Annotated in this window: 21 protein-coding genes and 2 riboswitches; of the genes, 5 read left to right on the top strand and 16 right to left on the bottom strand. The window is 74.6% G+C overall.

Annotated elements, in window-relative coordinates:
- Window positions 1-37 precede the first annotated feature (37 nt).
- The 8 genes from A8711_RS14080 to A8711_RS14115 form a co-directional block, all read right to left on the bottom strand.
- Entirely contained in the window at window positions 38-1,150 is a 1,113-nt protein-coding gene (locus A8711_RS14080; protein ID WP_083297011.1) for an acyl-CoA dehydrogenase family protein, read from the bottom strand.
- The gene (locus A8711_RS14085; RefSeq protein WP_069088458.1) at window positions 1,143-2,303 is read right to left on the bottom strand and encodes an acyl-CoA dehydrogenase family protein; all 1,161 of its coding nucleotides are present in this window, start codon (window positions 2,301-2,303) and stop codon (window positions 1,143-1,145) included. The genes A8711_RS14080 and A8711_RS14085 overlap by 8 nt, the downstream gene beginning before the upstream one ends.
- Window positions 2,300-2,554: a phosphopantetheine-binding protein gene (locus A8711_RS14090; protein ID WP_043323366.1), complete on the bottom strand. Its 255-nt coding sequence runs from the start codon at window positions 2,552-2,554 to the stop codon at window positions 2,300-2,302. The genes A8711_RS14085 and A8711_RS14090 overlap by 4 nt, the downstream gene beginning before the upstream one ends.
- Window positions 2,555-2,558: 4 nt before the next feature.
- Entirely contained in the window at window positions 2,559-3,806 is a 1,248-nt protein-coding gene (locus A8711_RS14095; protein ID WP_069088459.1) for a decarboxylase, read from the bottom strand.
- Entirely contained in the window at window positions 3,799-5,298 is a 1,500-nt protein-coding gene (locus A8711_RS14100) for a class I adenylate-forming enzyme family protein (RefSeq protein ID WP_069088460.1), read from the bottom strand. The genes A8711_RS14095 and A8711_RS14100 overlap by 8 nt, the downstream gene beginning before the upstream one ends.
- On the bottom strand, window positions 5,295-6,539 hold the full coding sequence (locus A8711_RS14105; protein WP_069088461.1) for an acyl carrier protein: 1,245 nt from the start codon (window positions 6,537-6,539) through the stop codon (window positions 5,295-5,297). The genes A8711_RS14100 and A8711_RS14105 overlap by 4 nt, the downstream gene beginning before the upstream one ends.
- 76 nt (window positions 6,540-6,615) lie before the next feature.
- On the bottom strand, window positions 6,616-7,830 hold the full coding sequence (locus tag A8711_RS14110) for an inositol-3-phosphate synthase (protein WP_051610915.1): 1,215 nt from the start codon (window positions 7,828-7,830) through the stop codon (window positions 6,616-6,618).
- Between the two features lie 39 nt (window positions 7,831-7,869).
- On the bottom strand, window positions 7,870-9,144 hold the full coding sequence (locus A8711_RS14115; RefSeq protein ID WP_233607809.1) for a DegT/DnrJ/EryC1/StrS family aminotransferase: 1,275 nt from the start codon (window positions 9,142-9,144) through the stop codon (window positions 7,870-7,872).
- A gap of 105 nt (window positions 9,145-9,249) precedes the next feature.
- On the opposite strand from A8711_RS14115, the gene A8711_RS14120 reads away from it, so the two are divergent.
- The 3 genes from A8711_RS14120 to A8711_RS14130 are packed head-to-tail and all read left to right on the top strand — an operon-like array spanning window position 9,250 to window position 13,114.
- Window positions 9,250-10,386: a glycosyltransferase gene (locus A8711_RS14120; RefSeq protein WP_233607808.1), complete on the top strand. Its 1,137-nt coding sequence runs from the start codon at window positions 9,250-9,252 to the stop codon at window positions 10,384-10,386.
- Between the two features lie 14 nt (window positions 10,387-10,400).
- Entirely contained in the window at window positions 10,401-11,840 is a 1,440-nt protein-coding gene (locus A8711_RS14125; RefSeq protein WP_069088463.1) for a condensation domain-containing protein, read from the top strand.
- Between the two features lie 38 nt (window positions 11,841-11,878).
- On the top strand, window positions 11,879-13,114 hold the full coding sequence (locus A8711_RS14130) for an MFS transporter (RefSeq protein WP_069088464.1): 1,236 nt from the start codon (window positions 11,879-11,881) through the stop codon (window positions 13,112-13,114).
- 22 nt (window positions 13,115-13,136) lie between these two features.
- Here A8711_RS14130 and A8711_RS14135 read toward each other — a convergent pair whose 3' ends face one another.
- Together A8711_RS14135 and A8711_RS14140 are read right to left on the bottom strand one after the other, a co-directional pair.
- Window positions 13,137-14,165, bottom strand: a complete 1,029-nt coding sequence (locus A8711_RS14135) for a ribonucleotide-diphosphate reductase subunit beta (protein WP_043323372.1) — start codon at window positions 14,163-14,165, stop codon at window positions 13,137-13,139.
- The gene (locus tag A8711_RS14140; RefSeq protein ID WP_069088465.1) at window positions 14,156-16,552 is read right to left on the bottom strand and encodes a ribonucleoside-diphosphate reductase subunit alpha; all 2,397 of its coding nucleotides are present in this window, start codon (window positions 16,550-16,552) and stop codon (window positions 14,156-14,158) included. The genes A8711_RS14135 and A8711_RS14140 overlap by 10 nt, the downstream gene beginning before the upstream one ends.
- A 112-nt stretch (window positions 16,553-16,664) precedes the next feature.
- Window positions 16,665-16,881: riboswitch (cobalamin riboswitch) on the bottom strand.
- 120 nt (window positions 16,882-17,001) lie between these two features.
- Here A8711_RS14140 and A8711_RS14145 point away from each other — a divergent pair.
- Complete coding sequence (locus A8711_RS14145; protein ID WP_043323375.1) at window positions 17,002-17,829, top strand: PrsW family glutamic-type intramembrane protease; 828 nt, start codon at window positions 17,002-17,004, stop codon at window positions 17,827-17,829.
- A gap of 35 nt (window positions 17,830-17,864) precedes the next feature.
- Here the strand turns inward: A8711_RS14145 and A8711_RS14150 are convergent, their stop codons facing one another.
- The 5 genes from A8711_RS14150 to A8711_RS14170 all read right to left on the bottom strand — a co-directional run bounded on the left by A8711_RS14150 (window position 17,865) and on the right by A8711_RS14170 (window position 22,026).
- A complete protein-coding gene (locus A8711_RS14150) occupies window positions 17,865-18,491 on the bottom strand; it encodes a LysE family translocator (RefSeq protein WP_030499184.1) in 627 nt (208 codons plus the stop codon).
- A gap of 3 nt (window positions 18,492-18,494) precedes the next feature.
- Window positions 18,495-19,007, bottom strand: a complete 513-nt coding sequence (locus A8711_RS14155; protein ID WP_030499185.1) for an acyl-CoA thioesterase — start codon at window positions 19,005-19,007, stop codon at window positions 18,495-18,497.
- A gap of 130 nt (window positions 19,008-19,137) precedes the next feature.
- Window positions 19,138-19,339: riboswitch (cobalamin riboswitch) on the bottom strand.
- Between the two features lie 237 nt (window positions 19,340-19,576).
- On the bottom strand, window positions 19,577-20,203 hold the full coding sequence (locus tag A8711_RS14160) for a copper resistance CopC family protein (protein ID WP_043323378.1): 627 nt from the start codon (window positions 20,201-20,203) through the stop codon (window positions 19,577-19,579).
- 33 nt (window positions 20,204-20,236) lie between these two features.
- Complete coding sequence (locus A8711_RS14165; protein WP_069088466.1) at window positions 20,237-21,463, bottom strand: Dyp-type peroxidase; 1,227 nt, start codon at window positions 21,461-21,463, stop codon at window positions 20,237-20,239.
- Complete coding sequence (locus tag A8711_RS14170) at window positions 21,460-22,026, bottom strand: copper chaperone PCu(A)C (RefSeq protein ID WP_069088467.1); 567 nt, start codon at window positions 22,024-22,026, stop codon at window positions 21,460-21,462. Before A8711_RS14170 ends, A8711_RS14165 begins: the two co-directional genes overlap by 4 nt.
- A 213-nt stretch (window positions 22,027-22,239) precedes the next feature.
- Between A8711_RS14170 and A8711_RS14175 the strand changes: the two genes are divergently transcribed.
- The gene (locus A8711_RS14175) at window positions 22,240-22,641 is read left to right on the top strand and encodes a Fur family transcriptional regulator (RefSeq protein WP_043323380.1); all 402 of its coding nucleotides are present in this window, start codon (window positions 22,240-22,242) and stop codon (window positions 22,639-22,641) included.
- A 46-nt stretch (window positions 22,642-22,687) separates the two neighbouring features.
- Here A8711_RS14175 and A8711_RS14180 read toward each other — a convergent pair whose 3' ends face one another.
- Complete coding sequence (locus tag A8711_RS14180; RefSeq protein ID WP_069088468.1) at window positions 22,688-23,080, bottom strand: SCO5389 family protein; 393 nt, start codon at window positions 23,078-23,080, stop codon at window positions 22,688-22,690.
- Window positions 23,081-23,110: the final 30 nt, after the last annotated feature.

The following is a 23,110-nucleotide window of genomic DNA, read 5'->3' on the forward strand; positions in this document are numbered from 1 at the left end:
CGATCGGCGTCCCGCCGCCACCGGGCGCGGGACGCCCTCAGGTCACCGCGCCGGCCAGCTCGTCGGCGTGGTCGGCGATGCCGGCGAGCATCGCTCCGGTTGCTCCACCGGCGATGCCGAACATGGCCGCCTCGGTGCGCAGCTGCGCCTCCCCGCCGTCGCGGAACGCGTCCGCGCCGCGCAGGCGCACCGCCTCGGCGGCGACCCGGTCCACGGTCTCGGCGGCGCTGACCTTGAGCAGCATCCCGGTGACCGCGGACGGGACGGCCGCCGGCGCGTCCAGCAGCGGCGCGCACAGCGCGTCGAGCTGGTGCGTGGCGACCAGGCACCGGGCGTACCGCTCGCGGACGGCCGGGCGGTCCCACAGCGTGCCCGCTCCGGCCGGCCGGCGCCGCAGCCAGTCGCGCAGGCCCGCCAGCATCCGGTGGCAGATCGCCCGGGCCCACAGCGCCCCGGCGACCCGTTCGACGCCGACCTGCCGGGCGAACCCGGCCAGCGCCCGGCCGGGGCGGCCCAGTACGGCGTCCGGGGCCAGCGCCACGCCGGCGAAGCGCAGGTGGCCCACGCCGGAGCCGGCGAACGCCCGGCCGGCGGATCCGACTGTCACGCCGGGCGCGTCGGCCGGCGCCAGCACCCAGCAGAAGCTGGTGAAGTGCCGCGCCTCGCGGTGCCGGGCCAGCACCAGCGCCGCGTCGCAGCTCGTCGCGTTGGTGATCCAGTTCTTGCCACCGTCCAGGACGGCGCCGTCGTCGCCCAGCTTCACCCGGGTCGTGGCGTCGAGCAGGTCCGATCCCGACCCGGCGGCGTCGGTGACGGCCAGCGCCACCACGGTCTCGCCGCGCAGCATCCCGCGTCGCGCGCGCTCGGCCGGCCCGGTCGCGCCGGCCAGCAGCGGCAGCACCGTGGCGACCTGGACGCAGACCGACAGCGTCACGCCGAGCGGGCACCGGGCGTCCAGCTCGGTGAGCAGGGCCGACAGCCGCCGGGGGTCGGGCTGGACGCCGTCGGCGTAGAGCGCCTCGATGGTCCCGGCGGCGCCCAGCGCGCGCCACACCGCACCCGGGTCGGTGGGGTCCACGCCGGACAGCGCGGCGCCCGCCGGGGCGGCGTGGTCCCCGGCCGACGTCGGTGTCGCCCTCGGCTCAGGCAAGACGCACCCCCGGGTCGCGCAGTGACAGCGCCCCGTTCGCCAGGCGCAGCCGGTCGTTCGCGTAGTTCAGCGAGGCCGAGCGCAGATCCCGGAACGTGCGCTCCAGCGCCAGCGGCGAGTCGGTCAGGTAGCCGTGGCGCAGGCCCGCCAGCTCGACCAGTTCGTGCGCGGCGGCGAAGGACTCCTCGGCCGCGCGGATCTTCAGCGTGTTGAGCAGCAGTTGCACCGGCGCCGCCGACATGTCCGGCGCGTCGGTGACCACCGAGACGGTGTGCCGCAGCAGCGCGTGCGCCGCGTCCAGCCGGGCCCGGATCCCGGCCAGCCGCAGCAGCACCAGCTCGGAGGAGGGGGCGAACTGCCGCCGTCCCGCCTCGCTGCGGGCGTGCCGCAGCACCCGGGCGTACGCGCCGGCCGCCGCCCCGATCCAGGCCGCCGCCCAGCCGACGTGCGCCAGCGGCGCGAAGACAGTGGTGGCGATCTCCCGGAACCCGCCGTGTTCGCCGATCACCTGCCACTGCGGCACCGCGCCGCGCAGCCGCATCGGGACGCTGTGCGTGGCCCGCATGCCCAGCGGGCGCCACCCGCCGGTGACCTCGACCTCCACCTGGTCCCGGTCGGCGTAGACCAGGTCCACCTGGGCCGCCGAGCCGGCGCCCGGGGCGCGGGTGGTGATCAGGAAGGCGTCCGCGTACGGGCCGCCGGTGACGATCGGGGCCTGCCGGTCGACGCGCAGCATCTCGCCGTCGTGCTCCAGCGCCGACTCTGCGGTCAGCAGGTGACCGCCCTTGCCGGCCTCGGTGGTGACCGAGCCGAGATACCGCTCGCCCCGGGCCACCGACGGCAGCACCTCGGCGCGCAGCTTCTCCCCGCCGTACGCGGTGATCGCGGCGACCTGCTGGCAGTGCATGGCGAAGACCATCGCCACCGACATGTCCACCCGGCCCAGCGCCAGCGTGACGTCGACCAGGTCCGGCAGCGTCCCGCCGGCGCCGCCCTCGGCTTCGGGGACCAGCAGCCCCAGCAGCCCGCTACGACGCATGGCGGCCAGCGCCTCGGTGGGGAAGGCCGCGGTCTCGTCGGCCTCCCGGGCGTGCTCCGCCGCGATCTCGGCGACGGTCTCGACGGCCGGGGCGTACCCGGCGACGGCCGTCATCGGGAACCACCACCGACCGGTGTGCGCAGCTCCTCGACCACGCCCCACAGCCCGCCGGCGGTGGCGAACGTGGAGTCGACCAGCTTGTCGTCGGGCACGGCGACCCCGAACGTCTCCTCGATGGCGAACAGCAGCTCGATCTCGCGCATGGAGTCCAGGCCCAGGTCGCGCAGCCGGGCGTCCTCGGTGATCTCCTCCGGGCCGGCGAACTTGAGGAACGGCCGGAGCAGCTCGGTGAATTCGGTGTTCATGACGTCACCTTTCTTCTCGTGGTTCGTCAGTGGCTCCCGGCGCGTCGACCGGGTGCCGTGTCAGGGTCAGCCGGGACGTCTCGACGACGCGGTCGCCGTCGCAGACGACCTCGACCGGCGCCGGGTGGCCGAGGAAGGCCAGCAGGCTCGCCGAGAGCCCGTACGCCCCGACGTTCGGCACGGCGAGCACGTCGCCGGGCCGTACGTCGGGCAGGCTCGCGGCTCGGGCCCAGGTGTCCAGCGGCGTGCACAGCGGCCCGGCGACGATCGCGGCCTCCAGTGGCGCGCCGTCGCGGTCGTCAGCGGCGTGCAGGGCGGGCACGAGCGGCGGCAGCCGGCGCAGGCCGGACATCCCGCCGAGGTGGTTGATGCCGGACTCCAGCACCACCACCGGCGTGCCCTGCGACCGCTTGACGTCCAGCACCCGGGTCAGCAGCGTGCCGGCGGTGGCGGTGAGGAACCGTCCCGACTCGAAGGCCACCGTGGGCGCGCCGTCGCGCCAGCCGGGGAAGAGCCCGTCCAGGGCCGGGCCGACCCGGTCGGCGAGGCCGGTCAGGTCCGCGTTGTGGCCGGGCCGGGCGAACGGCGCGCCGAAGCCGCCGCCGAGGTCGAGCAGGGTCAGGTCGATGTCGAGCAGGTCCCGCAACCGCCGGGCGGTACGCGCCGCGGCGGTGAACTGGGACACCAGCGCGTCCACCGAGTCGACGTTGCTGCCGGTGTAGAGGTGGAACCCGCGTACCGGGGCCGACGGGCGGGAGCGGAACCGGTGCGGTTCCCGCTCGATCCAGTCGGCGTCGGCGCCGAACTGGGACGCGACGCCGGTCATGGTCAGCCCCTGACCCGGGTTGGGCACCCGGTCGTTGACCCGCAGCAGGCAGCGCAGTTCGACGCCGTGCGCGGCGGCGATCCGGTCGGCCTGGTCCAGGCCCTCGGGCGAGTCGACGGAGAACCAGCGGACACCGGCGCGTACCGCCTCGGTCACCTCGGCGTCGCGCTTGCCCGGTCCGGTGTAGAGCATGCGCTCGCCCGGCACGCCGGCCCGCAGCGCCGCGGCCAGCTCGCCCGGCGAGCAGATCTCCGCGTCGCAGCCGGCGGTGTGCAGCGCCGCGACCAGTGCCGGGTGCGGGTTGGCCTTGAGCGAGTAGAACAGCCGGCTCGGCGCGGGCAGCGCGGCGACCAGGGCGGCGTGGCTGGCGCGTACCCGGGCCAGGTCGTAGCGGTAGGCCGGGGTGTCGAAGGGCAGGTCAGCCATTGTGCTCACCCGCCAGCCGGGCCAGCGCCCGCCGGTCCACCTTGCCGTTGCCGGTGAGCGGCAGGTCGGGTAGCACGACGCAGCGCGCCGGCACCTTCATCTCCTCCAGCTGCTCCCGTAGCCGGCGCAGCACGTCGGCGGGGGTGAGCGCGGCCACCACGAACAGCGTCGCGCCGTCGTGGCCGTCGGCCGGCGGCAGCACCCCGGCCGCGGCCACGCCGTCGACCCGGTACGCCGCGGCCTCCACCTCGGTGGCGCTGACCCGGGTGCCCTTCTCCTTGTAGACGTCGTCGCGCCGGCCGGCGAAGTGGACGTACCCGTCGTCGTCCACGTGGCCGTGGTCGCCGGTGTGCAGCTGCGGGAAGAGCCCGTGTACGCGCCGGAACCGCTGGGCGGTCAGCTCGGGCCGCCGCCAGTAGCCGGCCATCACGTGCGGGCCGCGTACCACCAGCTCGCCGGGAACGCCCGGTGGTTGACGCCGCCCCTCGGCGTCCACTGTGAAGATCTCGGTGCCGGGCAGCGCCCGCCCGCAGGCGCCGGGCCGGCGCAGGTCGGCGTCCGGCGGCATGATCGCCGCGCGTTTGCACTCGGTGAGGCCGAACATGAGCTGGACGCTCAGGCCGGGCAGCAGCCGGCGCAGGCCGGCCAGCACCTCCGGGGGCATGGCGGCGCCGGTGTTGGTGAGCAGGCGCAGCGGCGGGCGCGGCGCGCCCGCGCGGCCGAGCAGCCGCAGCAGGTTGATCGCCAGCGACGGCACGCAGGGCAGCACCGTGGCGCCGGACTCGACCAGGCTCACCAGCAGGCGGCCACCGGTCTCCGCGCTGTCGCCCAGGCGCAGCCGGGCGCCGGCGACGGTGCTGAGGAAGATCTGGTAGAGGCCGTAGTCGAACGACGGCGGCAGCAGGACGTGCACCACGTCGTCGGGCCGGTAGCGCAGCTCCGACTGGATCGCCCGGACGGCGAACGTGACCTGGGCGTGCGTGGAGACCACGGCCTTCGGCATGCCGGTGCTGCCGGAGGTGTAGATCAGGCAGACCGGGTCGATGGCCAGCGGGCCCGGCCCGGCCGGCGCGTCGCCGCCGGCCGCGCCGGATGCCGCGCGCCGCAGCGCGGCGGCCCCTCGCGCCGGGACGCCACGGGCGTGGCACAGGCCGGTGAGCACCCGGTCGTCGGTGAGGACCAGGACCGGTTCGGCGTCGTCCAGCACGTGGGCGAGGGCGACCTCGGGGGCCGGCGTCCGGAGAACGACGAAGACCGCGCCGGTACGGGCGACCGCGTACAGCAGCGCCGGCAGCGTCGCGTCGGCGGGCAGCGCCACCAGCACCCGGTCGCCGCGCCGGACGCCCTGCCCGCGCAGCCAGCCGGCCAGGCGCAGACTGTCGGCCCGCACCTGACGGTACGTGCGCTCGACGGTCCCGTCCCCGGCGGCGGGCGCGTCGGGGCGCGCGCCGGCGGTGCGGTCCAGCAGGTCGTGCAGCAGTTCGGCACTCATCGGGCACCTCCGGTGGCGGCGCCGAACATGGCGCACAGGGAGCCGACGTCGCGCAGGTCGGCCGCGGAGAGCGCGGTGGCCGGAACCTCGACGCCGAGCCGCCGCTCGACCCGGTCGATGACGTCCACCAGCCGGAACGAGTCGAAGCCGGGAAGCTCCCGGAGCACGTCGGTGGTGCGCAGCGTCGAGCCGTCCAGGTCCAGGGTTTCGCCGAGCGCGCCGAGCACCGCGGCGCGTACGCCCTCTCCACCTGCCGGGTCCGGCGCGGGCCGCACGGCGTCGTGGCCGGGCGTGGCGGCCGGTTCGGCGATCGCCTCCAGCGCGTCGAGGTGGTCGGAGATCAGCTCGCCGAGCGCGTCCGCCAGTTCCGGCGCGGCCGGCCGGCCCGCCTGGGCCCGTCGCAGCGCCACGTAGCTGCGCGTGGCGAGCTGCTGCCAGCGCGCGGCCTGCCCGGCCAGCGCGGCGGCGGCCTCCGGCGCGACCGCCGCGAGCCAGCGCTCGTGCAGGTCGCGGGCGCGCGCCAGCAGCCAGACGTCGAGCACGAAGCGGTGCAGCCCGGCCACCGTGTCCAGGGCGGCGCCGGTGCGGTCCAGGTAGCGGGCGATCTCCGGGCGGGCCCGGCGAGCCCGGGCGGCGTTGCCGGCGAGCATGGCGGGCACGTCGATCGCCGGCGCCGGGTGCGCCGTCACCGCCAGCGTGTGCGCGCCGCCGGCCAGCGCCGCGTCGAACGCGGCGGTGGGCAGCCGCCACACGCCGGGCCGCGCGGGGCCCCAGGCGGTGTCGTTGTGGTAAGCGTCGACCACTGTGACCTGATCCGGCCCGGCCTCGGTGGCGAGGAAGCTGTGCCGCATGTGCTCGTGCCCGTGGTAGGGACACCACGGCAGGTCGTACGCGTCGGCGGTGACGTAGAGCGGCTGGCCGGGCGCGCACAGCCGGCGGACCTGCGGGCCGTCGAGCTGCATCCACCGGCCCTCGACGCGCAGGCCCAGCAGGTCGACCGCTTCGGCGGCCCGGTCGTCCGAGGTCGCCTCGACGGAGATCAGAGCGTCCTGATCCCGGGTGCGGAACCCGTACCGGGCGCCGAGGGCGAGATGGCTGCCGGACCCGTTCGCGTAGTCGGCGAGCAGAGCGAAGCTCGTCTGGAGACAGTCCAGCGCGGTCGCGTGCAGACCGGTCAGGATCGGCGTCCACACCGGATCCGTGCTCGGCCGGTCCGGCGCGTTCGGGACGTGTGGGGACATGGGAGGCTCCTCGATGCGGATACGTGGGGCGGGGCCGCCGGCGCGGGAGTCGCCGCGCCGGCGGCCGGTACGAAGGTCAGCTGTCGCCGCGGCCGTCCAGCCCGTTGGCCCAGCTGGCGAGCGCCTGCGCCTGCTCGGCCAGCGCGTGCTCGTCGGTGCCGATCGGGTCCTTGAAGAAGAACCCCAGCTCCTCGATCGGGCCGACGTGCCCGGCGCGGTGCGCCGCGGCGGTCAGCCGGGCCAGGTCGAGCACCAGCGGGGCGGCCAGCGTGGAGTCCACCCCGCTCCAGGTGAGCTGCATGGACATCCGGACGCCGAGGAAGCCCTCGAACGAGACGTGGTCCCAGGCGGTCTTGTGGTCGCCGAGGTCCGGCACGTTGTCGATGTGCAGCGGGGCGGTGACGTCCTCACCGAGCAGCGCGGGCAGCACGCCCGACTTCGAGCTGAGCTTGCTGCGGGCGTTGCGCGGGTCCTCCAGCGTCGCGCCGTCACCGCCGCCGAGCAGGTTCACCCCGGCCCAGGAGAGCACGTGCAGGGCGCGGCTGGTGAACATCGGCGCCAGGGCGGTACGCAGCAGCGTCTCCCCGGTCTTGCCGTCGGAGCCGGCGAACGGCACCCGCTCCCGCTGCGCCAGCATCTCCAGCGCGGGCAGCCGGGCGCCGGTGGACGGGGTGAAGTCGACGAAGCCGCAGCCGGCCCGGAACGCCGCGTACGCGACCACCGAGCTGGCCGGCAGCGCCTTGTCGTCCGGGTCGGCCAGGGCGCGGGTCAGCGCGTCCAGGTCGTCGTGCTCGGGCCGGTGGTCGGCCGGCGGCTCGGTGGAGGACACGTTGATGACGACGACCCGGGACAGCCCGTGGCGGGCGCGGAACTCCTCGATGTCGCCGGCCAGCCGGTCGACCACCTCGGCCAGCGGTCCGGTCTCGGTACGCGCGTCGTAGCCGGTGCGCAGGTTCTGCTCGACCTCGGGCAGGCTGCCCCGCACGGCGGCCAGCACCGGCGCTGGGATGACACCGGAGTCGACGAGCGACTCGGCCTTCTTCTCCAGCGGCGTGTCGACGATGTCGTGCCCGCCGACCACCAGGTCGGTCCAGCTCACCAGCGGCGCGTCGCGCAGCATGCCGGTGTCGGTGACGCAGCCGGTCGAGTCGGCCATGCCGGCGCGCAGCGCCAGCAGACCGGTGATCGCCGTGGTGGCGACCGAACCGCGGGCGCCGTTGAGCCACACGCCGACGGGTGCGTCCGTTTCGGGGGACGGGGCGTGCGAGGTCTCGCGTTGGGTGACGGTCACGGGAAGACTCCTTCTCTGGGTGCGCCGGGACGGCGCGGTTCAGCGGGTGAGCACCTTGGTGACGGCGGCGGCGATGTCCTCCATGTCCTGTTCGGTGCCGAGGAAGGTGCTGTGGTGTGTCTGGACGGTGTGTGCGGCGAGCCACTCGGTGTTGGGGTACGTGCGCTCCCGGTGGATCGCCGCGAAGCGTTCGGCCAGCGGCGCGAGCAGCGGCTTCGTCCACGGCTGCAGCAGCCGGCTGCGGTGCAGCGGCTCGTCGGTGCAGTAGAACCGCCGGCCCAGCTCGGCGGTGAGCGCGGCGGCCACGGCGGCGTTGTCCAGGCCGGCCGGCAGCTCGTCGAAGACGATCGTGCCCTCGTAGATCGAGATGCGGGTCTGCCCCGGCGCCGGTTGCAGCAGCCGTACGCCGTCGACACCGTCCAGCAGGTCGCCGAGCAGCCGGTAGTTGTGGTTGCGCACGTCGTGCTGGCCGTCCAGGACGGCCAGTTGCGCGCAGGCCACGGCGGCGGAGAACTCGCTCAGGCAGAAGTTGGCGCCCTGCACACCGGCGCTCTCCTCCAGGTCCAGTTCGCCGGCCGGCGTCCGGTCGCCCCGGTAGCGGCGCGAATCGGCCCGCAGCTCCTCGAGCACCGGCGCGAGCGTGTCGTCGTCGGTGACCACGGCCCCGCCCTCACCGCAGGTGAGGACCTTGCCGTGCTGGAAGCTGAAGCAGCCGAGCCGGCCGAGCGAGCCGGCCTGGCGGCCCTGCCAGGTGGCGCCGTGGGCCTGCGCGCAGTCCTCCACGACGGAGATGCCGCGCGGCCGGGTGACCGCGTCGAGCGCCGGCACGTCGGCCATGTTGGAGGCCCAGTGCACGGCGACCACGGCCCGCGGGTCCACGGACAGGTCGAGGTGGTCCGGCCCGACGCAGCCGGTGTCCCGGTCGACGTCGACGAGCACCGGGACCAGGCCGGCGCGCAGCGCGGCGGTCGCGGAGGCGGTCCAGGTCAGCGCCGGTACGAGCACCGTCTCGCCGTAGCCGAGGCCGAGTGACTCCAGGGCCACCACCAGGGCACTGGACCCGTGGTCGACCGGCACGCAGTGGCGGGTGCCGACGTAGCGGGCGAAGTCGGCGGCGAAACGTCGCTCGAACAGGACTGTGTCGCCGACGGACGGGCTGCTGATCGCCCACCGGCCGCCGGTCAGCACCGCGGACAGGTTGGCGGCGGCATCCGGCGCGGGGGTCGGCCAGCGTGGCCATGGGCGGTCCGGCGGGCGGACCGGCCGGCCGCCGTCCACGGCGAGCCGCCGGTCGATGGGGATGGAGGTCGTCATGCCTTCGACCTTGATGGCCATTGATACATCAGCGGTACATGTGCGATGGCCGCAACGGCCGGCGCTGTGTATCGGCGCTGTACCCCGGTGGTCGAACCTCGGGGCATGAGCCGATCCGCATCGCCCGTGGGCGAACCGACCGAACCCCGCGCCGTCACGCGCGGCGTCTCCGTGGTCATCCCGGTCAAGGACCGGGTGGCGGAGATGCGCCGCCAGCTCCGCAGTCTGCGCGACGCCGCCCCGAACTGCCCCGAGCCGGTGGAGGTGGTGGTCGTCGACGACTCGGCGCCCGCCGCGGCCGCCGCCCACCGGGCGGCCTGCGCCGAGTACGGCGCCCGCTACGTGCGCGGGCCCCGGCACGTCGGGGCCAAACGGAACCTGGGCGTCCGGCACGCCCGCCACGACCTGGTGCTGTTCACCGACTCCGACTGCCGGGTGCCGGCCGACCTGATCACCCGGTACGCGGCCCGGCTGCGCACCTCCGGCGAGGAGGTCGCCGGCGTCACCGGCCCGGTGATCGTCGAGCCCGGCGACAGCGCGTTCTTCCGCGTGATGCGCCGCTCCTACCTGCTGCTCGGCGACCTGACCCGGCCGCTGCACTACGAGCGCGTGTCCTGGGGCGCCGGCGCGAACATGGCCGTCAAGCGCGCCGTCTTCGAGGCGGTCGGCGGGTTCCCGGAGGACTCCCCGATGCCGCTGGGCGGGGAGGACCTGCACCTCGGGCTGCTCCTCACCGACGCCGGCTACGTGCTGCTCACCGACCCGGACGGCGTGGTCACCCACGACACCGGCGTCGCCGACACCTTCCGCGCGGTCGCCTACCGGTTCACCACGTACGGGCGCTCCGAGCAGTGGCTCTGCCTGGCCCACCCGCACCGGCGCCGGTTCGTGCTCAACACCGCCAGCACGCTCGCCGTGACCGCGCTGGCCGGGCTGCTGACCGCCCGGCGCAGCGGGGGACGCAGCCTGCTCGCGGTGCCGGCCGTCGCGGCCGCCGTGATCGCCGCGAAGACGCCCGGCCGGCTCGGCGGCGACCGGGGACCGCGTGCGGTGGCCGAGTCGGCGGCCTGCGCGGCGATCGAGACGCTCTTCGACGGGGCCGCGTTCGTCACCTCGCTGCGGCTCGGCCGTCCCGACCTGCTCTTCACCGGCTTCCGCGCGCCGGACGAGGCGGACTACCAGCCGGACGAGGCGGACCACCGGCCGGTCGCGCCGGTGGCCGCGCCGCCGGTGGCGGCCTGACGGGGGGAGTGGCAGTGCCGACGACGTACCCGCTGGCCCCCGGCCAGCAGATGATGTGGGAGTTCATGACCGCGCTCGACCCGGCCCGTCCCGGCGCCTCACGGCTCGTGGTGGTGGAGTTCCGCCGGTTGCGGGGCGCGCTGCGGGTCGACGTGCTGCGGCAGGCGATGCAGGACGTGGTGGACCGGCACGACGCGCTGCGGATGCGGTTCGACCGCATCGGCGTGCAGCCCGAGGTGCGGATCCTGCCGCACGTGGAGTCGCCGCTGGAGTACGTCGACCTGTCCGGACTGCCGCCGGCCGAGCAGCAGGCCCGCGTCGAGCAGATCGCGTACGCGCACCGCAACGACGCGTTCGACCCCGGCCGGGCGCCGCTGTGGCGGGCCGCGCTGGTCCGGCTCTCCGCGACCGAGCACGTGCTCGCGCTCTGCTTCTTCCACATGGTCTCCGACGGCTGGTCGTGCCGCGTCGTGGTGGAGGACCTGTGCCACGCGTACGCGGCCCGGCTCGGCGCGGCCGACCCGCAGCCGCCGCTGGGCGTGGACCCGGCCGCGCTCGCCGCGCTCCAGGAGGCGGAGCAGTCCGGCAACGGCGTCGACGCCGCCGCCCGGGCCGCGTACTGGCGGGACCGGCTGCGGCCGGTGGAGCCGTACCAGCTCTTCCCGGCGTCGCCGCCGGCGCCGGACGTCGCGCTCAGCGCCGAGGTGGCCACCCGCTTCGCGTTCCCGCCCGAGATTACCGCGCGGCTTCGTCCGGCCGCACGGCGGGCCCGCACCAGCCCGTACGTGCTGCTGCTCGCCGCGTACCTGGTGCTGCTGTCGCGGCGGGCCGGCCGGTCCCGGGTGGTGCTGGGCACCACCACGCTGGGCCGGGAGAGCCCGCTGTCCCGGCAGCTCGTCGGGCAGTTCACCAACAACGTCTACCTGCCGGTCGACGTTGCGCCGGACGCGCCGATGAGCGCTGTGGTCGGCGCCGCGCACGCCTCGCTGGCCGGGGCCGTCGCGCACGCCACCGCGTACCACCGGCTGGCCCGGGCGGTCCGTCCCGGCTTCGCGGCGATCCGCCCCTGGCCGGACAACCACCTGTTCGACGCCTGGTTCCAGTCCGCCGCGTCGGCGTCGCCGGTGCTGCACTGCCCGGATCTGCGGGTGGAGCCGGTCGACATCACCGCCCGGGCCGCGCCCGGCACCCCGCCGCCGGTGGTCGCCGCCGACGTGCCGCCCGAATGTCTGCCCGTCTGGGTCAAGCGGGGTTCACCGATCGTCGTGGTGGACGACGACCGGGCCGGCGGCGTGGTGATCCGCAACCGGGGTGTCTTCGGCGACGACCTGGTACGCGGGCTGATCGACGACTACGTCGCGGTGGTCTCGGCGCTCGTCACCGACCCCGGCACCACACCGGAACGGGTACGCCTTCCTGACGGTGCGTGCTTCCTCGACCACGCGATCGGGTAGGAGTTCCGACGGACCGATCCCAGAGAGGTACGACGACCATGACGGACACCTCGACGAACCAGCACACGACGGAGCAGCCCGCGCCGCCGGTGCCCCGCTCGGCCGTACGGGCCCGCTGGTCGGTGGCGCTGCTCTTCGTCATCATGGGCCTCGCCATCGGCGGGTGGTCGGCCCGCGTGCCGGAGGTGCGGGACGCGGTAGGGGTCGGCAACACCGGCTGGGGCCTGGCGAACATCGCCACGAACGCGGGGGAGCTGGTTTCCCTGGTCGTGGTGGCGGTGCTGATCAGCCGGATCAACACCCGCCGGCTGGCGCTGGCCGGGGCCGCGCTGATCCTGCTCAACGCGCCGCTGCTGGCCGCGTCCACCACTGTGGTGGCGCTGGTCGGCGGCCTCGCGGTCTGGGGCTTCGCGGCGAACCTGCTGGCCACGCCGATGAACGCCCAGTCGGTCGAGGTGCAGAAGCGGTACGGGCGGCCCATCCTGTCCACGTTCCACGCGGGCTTCAGCATCGGCATGCTGGTCGGCGGCCTCTGCGGCACCGGGGCCGCGGCGATCGGGATGTCGCCGTCGGCGCAGATGGCCGTCACCAGTGTCCTGCTGGGCGCGCTGCTGATCGCCACGCACCGCTGGCTGCCCGACACGCCCCGCCAGGAGACCAAGGACGGCGAGGCGCGGCGCCGGCTGCGTGACCGGTTCACCCCGCAACTGCTGCTGCTCGCGGTGATCGCCTTCCTCGCCTCGTTCATCGAGATGGCCGGCGCCCAGTGGAGCGCGCTGTACGCGACCGAGGTGGCCGGCGCCACGGCGGTGCTCGCCGCGGCCACGTACACCTGTCTCGCGCTGGCCGCGACCGTCGCCCGGCTGTTCGGCGACCGGCTGGCCGGCCGGGTCGGGCGGATCCGCTTCGTCCGGCTGTCCGCGCTGGTCGCGACAGCCGGCGTGGCGCTGCCGGTGGCGTACCCCCATCCGGCGGCGGTGATGGCCGGGTTCGGACTGCTCGGGTTCGGCCTGGCGTGCGTGACCCCGACGGTGCTCGGCTTCGCCGGTGAGCAGCCGGGCCTCACGTCCGGCGAGGGCGTCTCCGTGGTGGCGATGGGCCAGTGGCCGGGCGCGCTGCTCGCGGCGCCGGTGATCGGCCTGCTCGCCGGCGCGCTGGACCTGCGTACCGCGTTCGTGGTGGTGGCCGTGCTGGCGCTCGCCGTGGTGGCGTTGATCGGGCGGGTCCGGGCGGCGGCGCTGCCCGGTGAGAGCCCGGCCCCGCCCCGGCCGTGACGGCCGGGGCGGGGAGCGGCGGTCAGAAGTCGTCGTCGAACGTGACGCTGCCGGTCACGCCGACCTGGTACGCCGACACCCGACGCTCGAAGAAGTTCGACAGCTCCTGCACGTCCTGCAACTCCATGAACGCGAACGGGTTGGCGCTGCCGTACATCGGGGCGATGCCGAGCACCGCCAGGCGCCGGTCGGCCACGTGCTGGAGGTACTCGCGCATGTCGGCCAGCGACATCCCCGGCACGCCCTGGCCCAGCAGGTCCGCGGCGAAGCTCACCTCGCACTCCACCGCCTCGGCCAGCATCTCCTTCACCTGCTTCTCCATCTCGGCGTCGAACAGGTCCGGTTCCTCGGCGCGTACGGTCTCCACCACGTCGAACGCGAACGCCATGTGCATCGACTCGTCCCGGAACACCCAGTTGGTGCCGGAGGCCAGCCCGTTGAGCAGGCCCCGGGACCGCAGGAAGTAGACGTAGGCGAACGCGCCGTAGAAGAACAGGCCCTCGATGCACGCGGCGAAGCAGATCAGGTTGAGCAGGAACGCCCGCCGGTCGTCGCGGGTCCGCAGCTCGCGCAGCTCGAAGATCGAGTCGATCCACCGGAAGCAGAACTCGGCCTTGCGGGCGATCGACGGGATGTTCTCCACCGCGGCGAACGCGGCGAACCGTTCCTTCTCGTCCGGCACGTACGTGTCGAGCAGGTTCAGGTAGAACTGGACGTGCACCGCCTCCTCGAACAGCTGCCGGGACAGGTAGAGCCGGCCCTCGGGCGAGTTGACGTGCTGGTAGAGGTTGAGCACCAGGTTGTTGGCGACGATCGTGTCGCCGGTGGCGAAGAACGCCACCAGCCGCGACACCAGGTGCCGTTCGGCGGGGGACAGCTTCGCCAGGTCGGCGAGGTCCGAGTGCAGGTCCACCTCCTCGACCGTCCAGGTGTTCCTGATCGCGTCCTTGAACCGGTCGAAGAAGCGCGGGTAGCGCATCGGCCGCAGGGTCAGGTCCATGCCGGGGTCGAGCAGCATGTGCCGGGTCGGTGCGGTGGTGGTCACTGGCATGCCTCGCAGCTCTCGGGGTTCTCCAGGGAACAGGCCAGCGCCTCGTCGTCGCTCACGGCGGAGACCACGCCGGGCACCGGGGCGGGCACCGGGGCGACGGTGGCCTGCTGGATGCGGGTGGCGGGACGGGAACGCAGGTAGTAGGTGGTCTTCAGCCCGGCCTTCCAGGCGTACAGGTACATCGAGGACAGCTTGCCGATGGTCGGCGCGCTCAGGAACAGGTTCAGCGACTGGGACTGGTCGACGAACGGCGCCCGCGCGGCGGCCAGGTCGATCAGCGCCCGCTGCGGCAGCTCCCAGGCGGTGCGGAACAGCTCCCGCACCGGCGCGGGCAGCTCGGTGATGTCCTGCACCGAGCCCTCGGCCCGCTTGATCCGGTCGCGGACCTGCGGCGTCCACAGTCCGCGCGCCTTCAGCTCCCGCACCAGGTACGTGTTGACCTGGAGGAACTCCCCGGACATGGTCTCGCGCTTGAACAGGTTGGACACCTGCGGTTCGACGCACTCGTAGCAGCCGGCGATGGAGGCGATGGTGGCGGTCGGTGCGATCGCCACCAGCAGCGAGTTGCGCAGCCCGCCTGCGGCGATCCGCTCGCGCAGCGCCGCCCACCGTCCGGCCTGCGCCGGCTCCGCGCCCCACAGGTCCGGGTGCAGGTCACCCTTCGCGGCCCGGGTCTGCGGGTACGCCGGATGCGGCCCGAACCGCTCGGCCAGCCCGGCGGAGGTCTCCAGCGCGGTCAGCAGGATCTCCTCCTGCACGCGGGTGGACAGCTCCTTCGCCTCGGGGGAGTCGAACGGCAGGCGCAGCGTGAAGAACGCGTCCTGCAACCCCATCAGGCCGAGCCCGACCGGCCGCCAGCGCGGGTTCGACGCCGCCGCCTGCTCGGCCGGGTAGTAGTTGATGTCGATCACCCGGTCGAGGAACACCACAGCGGTGCGGACCGTGGCGCGCAGCCGCTCCCAGTCCACCCCGTCGGCGGTGACGTGGGCGCCGAGGTTCACCGAGCCGAGGTTGCACACCGCCGTCTCGGCGTCGTCGTTCACCTCCAGGATCTCGGTGCACAGGTTGGACAGGTGGATCACGTTGCCCGGCTCACCGGTCTGGTTGGACAGCCGGTTCGCGGCGTCCTTGAACGTCATCCAGCCGTTGCCGGTCTGCGCGAGCGTGCGCATCATCCGCCCGTACAGGTCCCGGGCCCGTACCGTGCGGACCGCGTTCTTCTCGGCCGCCCGGTACGCGGCGTCGAACGCCTCCCCGTACAGGTCGGGCAGCTCCGGGGCGTCCGACGGATCGACGAGCGACCACTCGCCGTCGGCCTCGACCCGGCGCATGAACTCGTCCGGGATCCAGTTGGCCAGGTTGAGGTTGTGCGTACGCCGGGACTCCTCGCCGGTGTTGTCCCGCAGCTCCAGGAACTCCTCCACGTCCGGGTGCCACGGCTCCAGGTAGACGCAGGCCGCGCCCTTGCGCCGGCCGCCCTGGTTGACCGCGGCCACCCCGGCGTCGAGCGTCTTGAGGAACGGCACGATGCCGTTGGACCGRCCGTTCGTGCCCCGGATCAGCGCGCCCCGGCCGCGCACCCGCGACCAGGCGATGCCGATGCCGCCGGAGAACTTCGACAGCTTCGCCACCTGGTGGTAGCGCTCGTAGATCGAGTCAAGCTCGTCGCGCGGCGAGTCGACCAGGAAGCACGACGACATCTGGGTGTGCCGGGTGCCGGAGTTGAACAGCGTGGGGGAGCTGGGCAGATAGGCCAGGCTGGACATCAGCCGGTAGAAGCCGACCGCCTCGCCCGGGGTGCGGGACAGTCCGCAGGCCACCCGCAGCAGCCAGTACTGCGGCGTCTCCACCACCAGCCGCGACTGCGGGTGCCGCAGCAGGTAGCGGTCCGCGACAGTGCGCAGTCCGAAGTACTCGAACCGCCTGTCGCCGTCCGGGTCCACGGCGTCGTCGAGCTTGCGCGCGTGCCGGGCGACGAACGCGGCCGTCTCGTCGCCGATCAGCCCCAGCCCGTGCGCGTACGCGATCGACTGGCTGAAGCTCGCCACGCCCTGACCGCGGACCTCCTTGTCCACGTACGCGGCCAGCAGCCTTGCCGCCAGCTTCGAGTACTGCGGCTCCTCGCCGATCAGCTCCGCCGCGGTCTGGATCGACAGCCGGTCCAGCTCGGCGGTGGTCGCCCCGTCGTAGAGCCCGCTGATCGTCTTGGTGGCCACCCGCAGCGGGTCCACCTCGTCCAGGTCGGCGACCCAGCGTTCGACCGCCCGGACGATCTTGCCGACGTCCACCGGCTCGGTGTCGCCGTCCCGTTTGCGTACCCGCATCGCCGGCCGGCGGGCCTCGGACCCGCCGCCGGTGGCCGGCGGGCTTTCCTGCACGACAGTCATGACCTCTCCTCGCTGTCACCGTCTGGAGACGGCGGGAGACGCCAACGGGCACGGCGCGGCCGGCCCGGCTGCTGGCGTCGGTCGTCCCGCGCGACCTCCGGCCGCCGTACGCGGAGGCGCACGGCGCGCTGGCAGGTCTTCGGACTCGCGGGCCCGACCGGGGTCGCCGGTCGCCTACCGGCCGTCGCTTCCCAGGCCGGTGGCCCAGTGCTGTTGACGGCTGTCGTTCCCACTCACCGCTGCGGGGCAGTCCCGGATTCCCACCGGGTTCCCTCTTGCCTCGGCCCCGCCCCGGAGGGCTCGGCCGAACCAGCTGCGGCACCACCATATATGGCGGTGAGGGCGGTTGGGCAACACCAGATGTCGTGTCGGGCGTGTCGCATGGATCTCACTGTCCACAGTGCCTACCCCCGATGCCGGCGCTCGCCGCCGGGCGCGATACTCGGCGTATGGGGAATACCGGACGCCGCTGGGCGTGGGTGGCGGTCCTGCTCGTCGGCGTCGGGCTTCACCTGCTGGTGCTGGAGACACTGTCCGGCACCGGCACCGTCACGTTCGTGCCGGCGCTGATCGTGCTCGGCGCGTGCGTCGCGCCCGCCACGTTCCTGGCCTTCGCCCAGGGGCGGCCGGCCCGCCGCCCGGTCCCCGGCTCCGTCGTCGGCGTCGCCGCGCTCCTCGGCGGCGTGGTCGGCGTGGTCGCCGCCGGCTGGCTGGAGTACGGCACCCTGCACCGCCTCGGCGTCCTGCCGATGGCGCTCGTCGGCCTGGCCGAGGAGACCGCGAAGCTGATCGTGCCGGCCGGCATCCTGCTGCTGTGGCGGCGGCACCGGTCACCGGCGCAGGGCCTGGTGATCGGCGTGGCCTCCGGCGCCGGGTTCGCCGCGCTGGAGACCATGGGGTACGCGTTCGCCGCGTTCGTCGGGTCGGAGGGCAACCTCGGCGCCGTCGAGCGGACGCTGCTGGTTCGCGGTCTCACCGCGCCCGCCGCGCACCTGGCCTGGACCGGGCTGACCGCCGCCGCGTTGTTCACGTTCGCCGCCGCGCCCGGCGGCCGGAGACTGGCGGCGTTCCTGCTCACCTTCGCCGCCGCCGTCACGCTGCACACCTGCTGGGACACGTTCGGCACGCAGCCCGCGTACGTGTTCATCGGCGGTGTGTCGCTGGGCTGGGTGCTGCTGCGCCTGCACCTGGACCGCGAGCGGCCCGCCGCCCCGCCCCGGGCGCCGGAGCGTGATCCTCACCAGCTCGCCGAGGTGGCGGGGTCGGAGCCCTCCTGATGCCGCGATCTCGGCGAGCTGGAGTCGAGCAAGCGTCAGCCGGCGGCCAGCCGGACACCGAGCGCGACGAAGGCGACAGCGCAGAGCCGGTCGACCCGCCGCGACCAGCGGCTGTCGCCCCAGCGGCGGGCGAACCGCCCGGCGCCCACGCCGAGAGCCAGGTCCACGGTGAGCTGCACCGCGACGAACAGCGCGCCGAGCAGCACCAGCTGTGCCGCCACCGGGCCCGCGTCGGGCCGGACGAACTGCGGCAGGAACGCCACGCTGAACAGGATCATCTTCGGGTTGAGCAGGTTCGTGAGCAGCCCGCGCCGGAACGCCCGCCCGGCGCCGCCGCCGTCCGCCCCGTCCGCCGCGACGCCGGGCCGGCCCGTGCCGCGCAGCGCCCGCAGGCCCAGCACGATCAGGTACGCCGCACCGGCCCACCGGATCGCGGTGAACAGCACCGGGGACGCGGCGATCACGGTGGCGAGTCCGGCCACCACGGCGGCGACGTGCACCGCCTCCCCGGCCGCGACCCCGAGCGCCGCCACCGCCCCGGCCCGCGCGCCGTACCGGGTGGCGTTGGCGAGCACGAACATCATGTCCGGCCCGGGGGTGAGCATGAGCACCACGATCGCGGCCAGGTATCCCGCGAGCGTGGCCGCCGACAGTCCGAGCACGCCTCAGCCCTCCTCGGCGCCGTCGAGCAGCGCCCGGCGCAGCGCCAGCCGGTGTTCGCGCCGGATCTGCGCCTCCCGGTAGCGCCGCCGGTCACCGTCGGTGCCGGGCAGCAGCGGCGGCACCGGCCGGGGCTGGCCCTCGTCGTCCACGGCCACCATCACCAGGTGCGCGGTCGCCACGTCCACCGGCGGCACCGCGCGGTCCCAGCGGTCCGCGCTGACCTTCACGGCCACCTCCATCGAGCTGCGGCCGGCCCAGGTGATCCGGGCGTCCACGTGCACCACGTCACCGACGCGGACAGCGCGCAGGAAGGCCGTCTCGTCGATGGCGGCGGTGACGGCCGGTCCGTCGGAGTGGCGGGCGGCGACCACCCCGGCGACCGAGTCGATCAGGTTGAGGATCCGGCCGCCGTGCACCGTGCCCATCAGGTTGGTGTGGTGCTGGTCCATGATCTGCGACAGGGTCAGGTGCGACGCCGACGGTGGTCGGCCGGTGAGGGTGATGGCATCGGTCACGGTGCGGTTCCGTCCTCGCAGAAGCGGACCGCCGACCGGACGGGGGAGTTGCACGTCGAGGCACGCCGACGGCTCCCGCCCGGCGTGTCACCCGCCCGACCCACCCGCGAGGTCGACGGCAGCGCGCACCGGTGGTACGCGCGACGCGGGCAGGTCTTCGGACTCGCGGGCCCGACCGGGGTCGCCGGTCGCCTACCGGCCGTCGCTTCCCAGGCCGGTGGCCCAGTGCTGTTGACGGCTGTCGTTCCCACTCACCGCTGCGGGGCAGTCCCGGACTTCCACCGGGTTCCCTCTTACGACACCCGGCCGTCGCCGACCGGGTGAACCAGCGCTCCCGGCAGCCTAACCCAGCCCCGACCCGCCCTCGCCGCGACCCGCGTTCCGCCCGTCCCGCAGACGCGCAGGCTCTTCGGCGCACCCGTTGCCGGGCCGCCGACGCGGACGCGGTCCACAGAAGGGGACTCGCCTCCCGCTTTGTAGGACGCCCGGAGATCTTGGAAGGAAAGCGCCCCTAGAGGGGCCGTTTCGTACCAAGATCTCCCGGGCCGTCCGCATCGGCGGGTGACGGGTCAGGACGAGCGGCGACGGCGGAGCAGCAGTGCCGCCGCGCCGGCCACCGCCACCGCGGCGACCGCTGCGCCGGCCAGCAGGCCCACCGGCAGACCGTCGTCGGCGTCGGCCGAAGCGTCGGCGCTCGCCGGAGAGGCGTCGGCGCCTGCCGCAGCGCCCGCCGAAGCCGAAGCGCCCGCCGAGACGTCTGCGGAGGCGGCCGGCGAGGGAGCGTCGGTGGTCGAGGACGTGGCGGCCGCCGGGGGAGCGGCCGGGTCGGCGACGGTGAAGCGGTACGAGCCCTGGACCGGGTGGCCGTCGCGGGAGACCACGCGGTAGGCGACGGTGTAGGTGCCGTTGCCCAGCGGCTCCTCGATCGTCACCGTGCCCGTCGCGCCGTCCACGGCGGGCGCGCTCGCGGGCACCTGACGGTCGGTGGCGTCGCGCAGCGTGATGGTGGTGAAGGCCGGGTTGAGCCGCTGCAGGAACCGCAGCGTCACCTGCGTCGGCGCGGTGGTGAGCCGGGCGTCGCGGGCCGGCGTGGCCTCCTGCAGCGAGTTGTGCGCCGCCGCGGGCGTGGCCGGGACCAGCAGCAGCGCCGCGGTGAACAGCGCGGCGAGGAGTGCGGAGACGGTACGGGTACGCATGACGCGCCTTCCTGGTCGTGGTCAGCGTCGTGGTCAGCCGAGCAGTTGCTGGCCGATCCAGCCGCCCTCGGGGCAGCCGGGCGGTACGGCGAACACGGCGGAGCCGATCGGGGTGGTCCACTCGTTGAGCAGGTCCCGTTCGGCCAGCCGCCGCTGGATGGGCAGGAACTGCCGGGCGATGTCGGCCTGGTACGCGGCGAAGACGAGCCCGCTGTCCGCGTGTCCCTCGGCGGTCGGCGCGCCGTCGTAGTTGTAGGGCCGGCGCAGGATCTTCTGCCGGTCGTCGGTGACGCGGGCCCGGGTCAGGTGCGAGAAGTCCGGGATCACGGTGAGCCCGTCCGGTCCGAGCGCGGCGAAGTCGGGCTCGTCGTGCTCCGCCTCGCCGGTCAGCGGCGCGCCGGTGTCGAGGCGCCGGCCCACCGCGAGTTCCCGGTCGGCGCGGCCGAGCAGGTCCCAGGTCTCCAGGTTCATGCTGATCCGGCGCACCACCAGGGTGGTGGAGTCGCGCAGCCAGTCCGGCCCGTCGGTCACCCAGACGGCGGTGTCCGCCGACACGCCGGGCTTCGGGTTGGCGGTGCCGTCGAGCTGGCCGAACAGGTTGCGCTGGGTGCGTCCGGGCTCGGCGCCGGCGGCCCGGCGGAAGCCCTGCTGCACCCAGCGGACGGTGGCGAACGGGCGGCTGTCCTTGGTCAGGACCCGTTGGGCGTGCGCGACGGTGAGCGGGTCGTCCGCGCAGATCTGCAGCAGCAGGTCGCCGCCGGACCAGCGGGGCTGCAACCGGTCGATCCGGAACGCCGGCAGGTCGGCCACCGACGTGGGGCGGCGGTCGTCGAGCCCGGCGGCGGCGTAGAGCCCGGGGCCGAAGCCGAACGTGACTGTCAGCCGGGCCGGCAGCAGGCCCAGTTCCGGCTCGGTGTCGGCCAGCGCCGGGCGACCCTGGGTGAGCCGGGCGGCGTCGTCGGAGAGCAGTCGCAGCATCCGCCCGAGCGCGGCCCGGTCCGTGCCCGGGCGCAGCGTGAACGCGACGAACGCGGCATGCGCCTGGGGCTCGGTGGTGACACCGGACTGGCGCGCGCCGTGGAACGGCTCGACAGCGTTGCCGACCTGGGCCACCGGGACGGCGTCGTCGGGGCGTACCCCGTGGGAACGGAGGGCGGCGAGGGCACCCGCGCCGGCCAGCGCGCCCCCGGCGGCCGCCGCGCCGCCGGTGAGCAGGCCGCGCCGGCTGACCCGGCGCGCGGGCGCGCCGGTTCCGGTCATGACGCGGGGCTCGCGCCGTGTCCGGGCGCGTACGTCTCCTGGGCGCCGGTGAACGGCTTGGCCACCGCGGTGAACGTCTGGGTGCGCCCGTCGGCGAAGGTGAGCGTGACGTCGAGCTGGTCGCCGGGGCGCACCGGGCGGGTCAGGTCCATCAGCATGAGATGGTCGCCGCCGGGCTCCAGCGCGGCCTGGGACCGGGCGGCGACCACGACGCCGCCCTGCTTCTGCCGCATCGCCATCTTCCCGTCGGTCATGGCCATCTCGTGGATCTCGGCCCGGGACACGTCGGTGGTCACCCCGGTGATCGTGACGTCGGCGTCGCCGTCGTTGACGAGCGTGGCGAACGCGGCGGTCATGCCCTTGTCGGCGGCCTTCACCCACGGGTCGCGGATCGTCAGCACGCCCGCTGCCGCGCTCGCCGGGGCCGAGGCGGGCGCCGACGCCGACGGCGCGGTTGTGGGCGTGGCGTCGGCGGAGCCGCAGGCGGCGACGGACGCGGCCAGGACGGCGGCGCCGATCAGGGCCGCCGTGCGTGGGAAGCGTCGGCTGGTGGTGCTGGGCATGCGGTCGTCCCCTCGAAGATCCGGTGTTCGTACCGTTGGTCGGGGCGGCGCCGCGGATAGTTCCGGCCCGGGGAGTCGGTCGCGTCACATGCACCCGGGCTCACCGCGACCGGGGACCGGGGAGCGCCCGGAAGGCATAATGGTTCCGGGTGTCACGTGGCGCGCCGGGCGCGGCCGTGGCCGGAGAGGGCGCCCGGACGAGGGAGGCGGACGGTGACGGCGACGACCGGGGCGACCCGCAACACCCGGCAGCGCGCCGAGGTGCTGGCGCTGTTGCGGGAGCTGGACGGCTTCCACAGCGCGCAGCAGTTGCACCAGATGCTCGTGCAGCGGCAGGCGAAGGTGGGTCTGACCACCGTCTACCGGACGTTGCAGCTGCTCGTCGACAACGGCGAGATCGACTCGGCGCGGCTGCCCGGCGGCGAGCACCTCTACCGGCGGTGCAGCCAGAGCCGCCATCACCACCACCTGGTCTGCCGCCGCTGCGGCCGTGCGGTGGAGGTGGCCGGCCCGGCCGTGGAGCGGTGGGCCGACCAGGTCGCCGCGCAGCACGGCTTCACCGACGTCGGGCACACCCTGGAGATCTTCGGCACCTGCGACCGCTGCGCCGCCTGAGCCACCGCCGCGGGCGGGCGGTGACCCGCCCGCGCCGGACCGCCGGTCAGCAGTTGCGCAGCACCGGTGACTGGTTCAGCAACTGGCCGCGGCTGGAGGTGAACCGGCGGTACGCCTCGGAGCCGGCCGCGCCGGGGCGGAACGCGGCCACCCGGTGGCAGTTCTGGAACGCCAGCGTGATCCCGAAGTGCCGCTCCAGCCCGGCGCGGATCGCGTCGCTGGCCATCGCACGCAGCAGTTGCCCGCGCTCGGCGTCGCCGGGCGGCGGTACGACGTTGTCGGCGAACTCGGCGTCGGTCGCGGCCAGGTCGGCGGCGACCCGGCTGACCGTCTCCCAGGCATACGGCAGGGAGTCGCGGACACATGCGACGAACGCCTCCTCGTCGACGGGACCGGTCTCGGCGGCGTGCAGCAGGGCGGGCGGAACGGTGAGCGACATGGGTCCTCCGGCAGCTCTAACGAACACGGT

Source organism: Micromonospora sp. II (assembly GCF_001709195.1).
Classification (GTDB): Bacteria; Actinomycetota; Actinomycetes; order Mycobacteriales; family Micromonosporaceae; genus Micromonospora; species Micromonospora chalcea.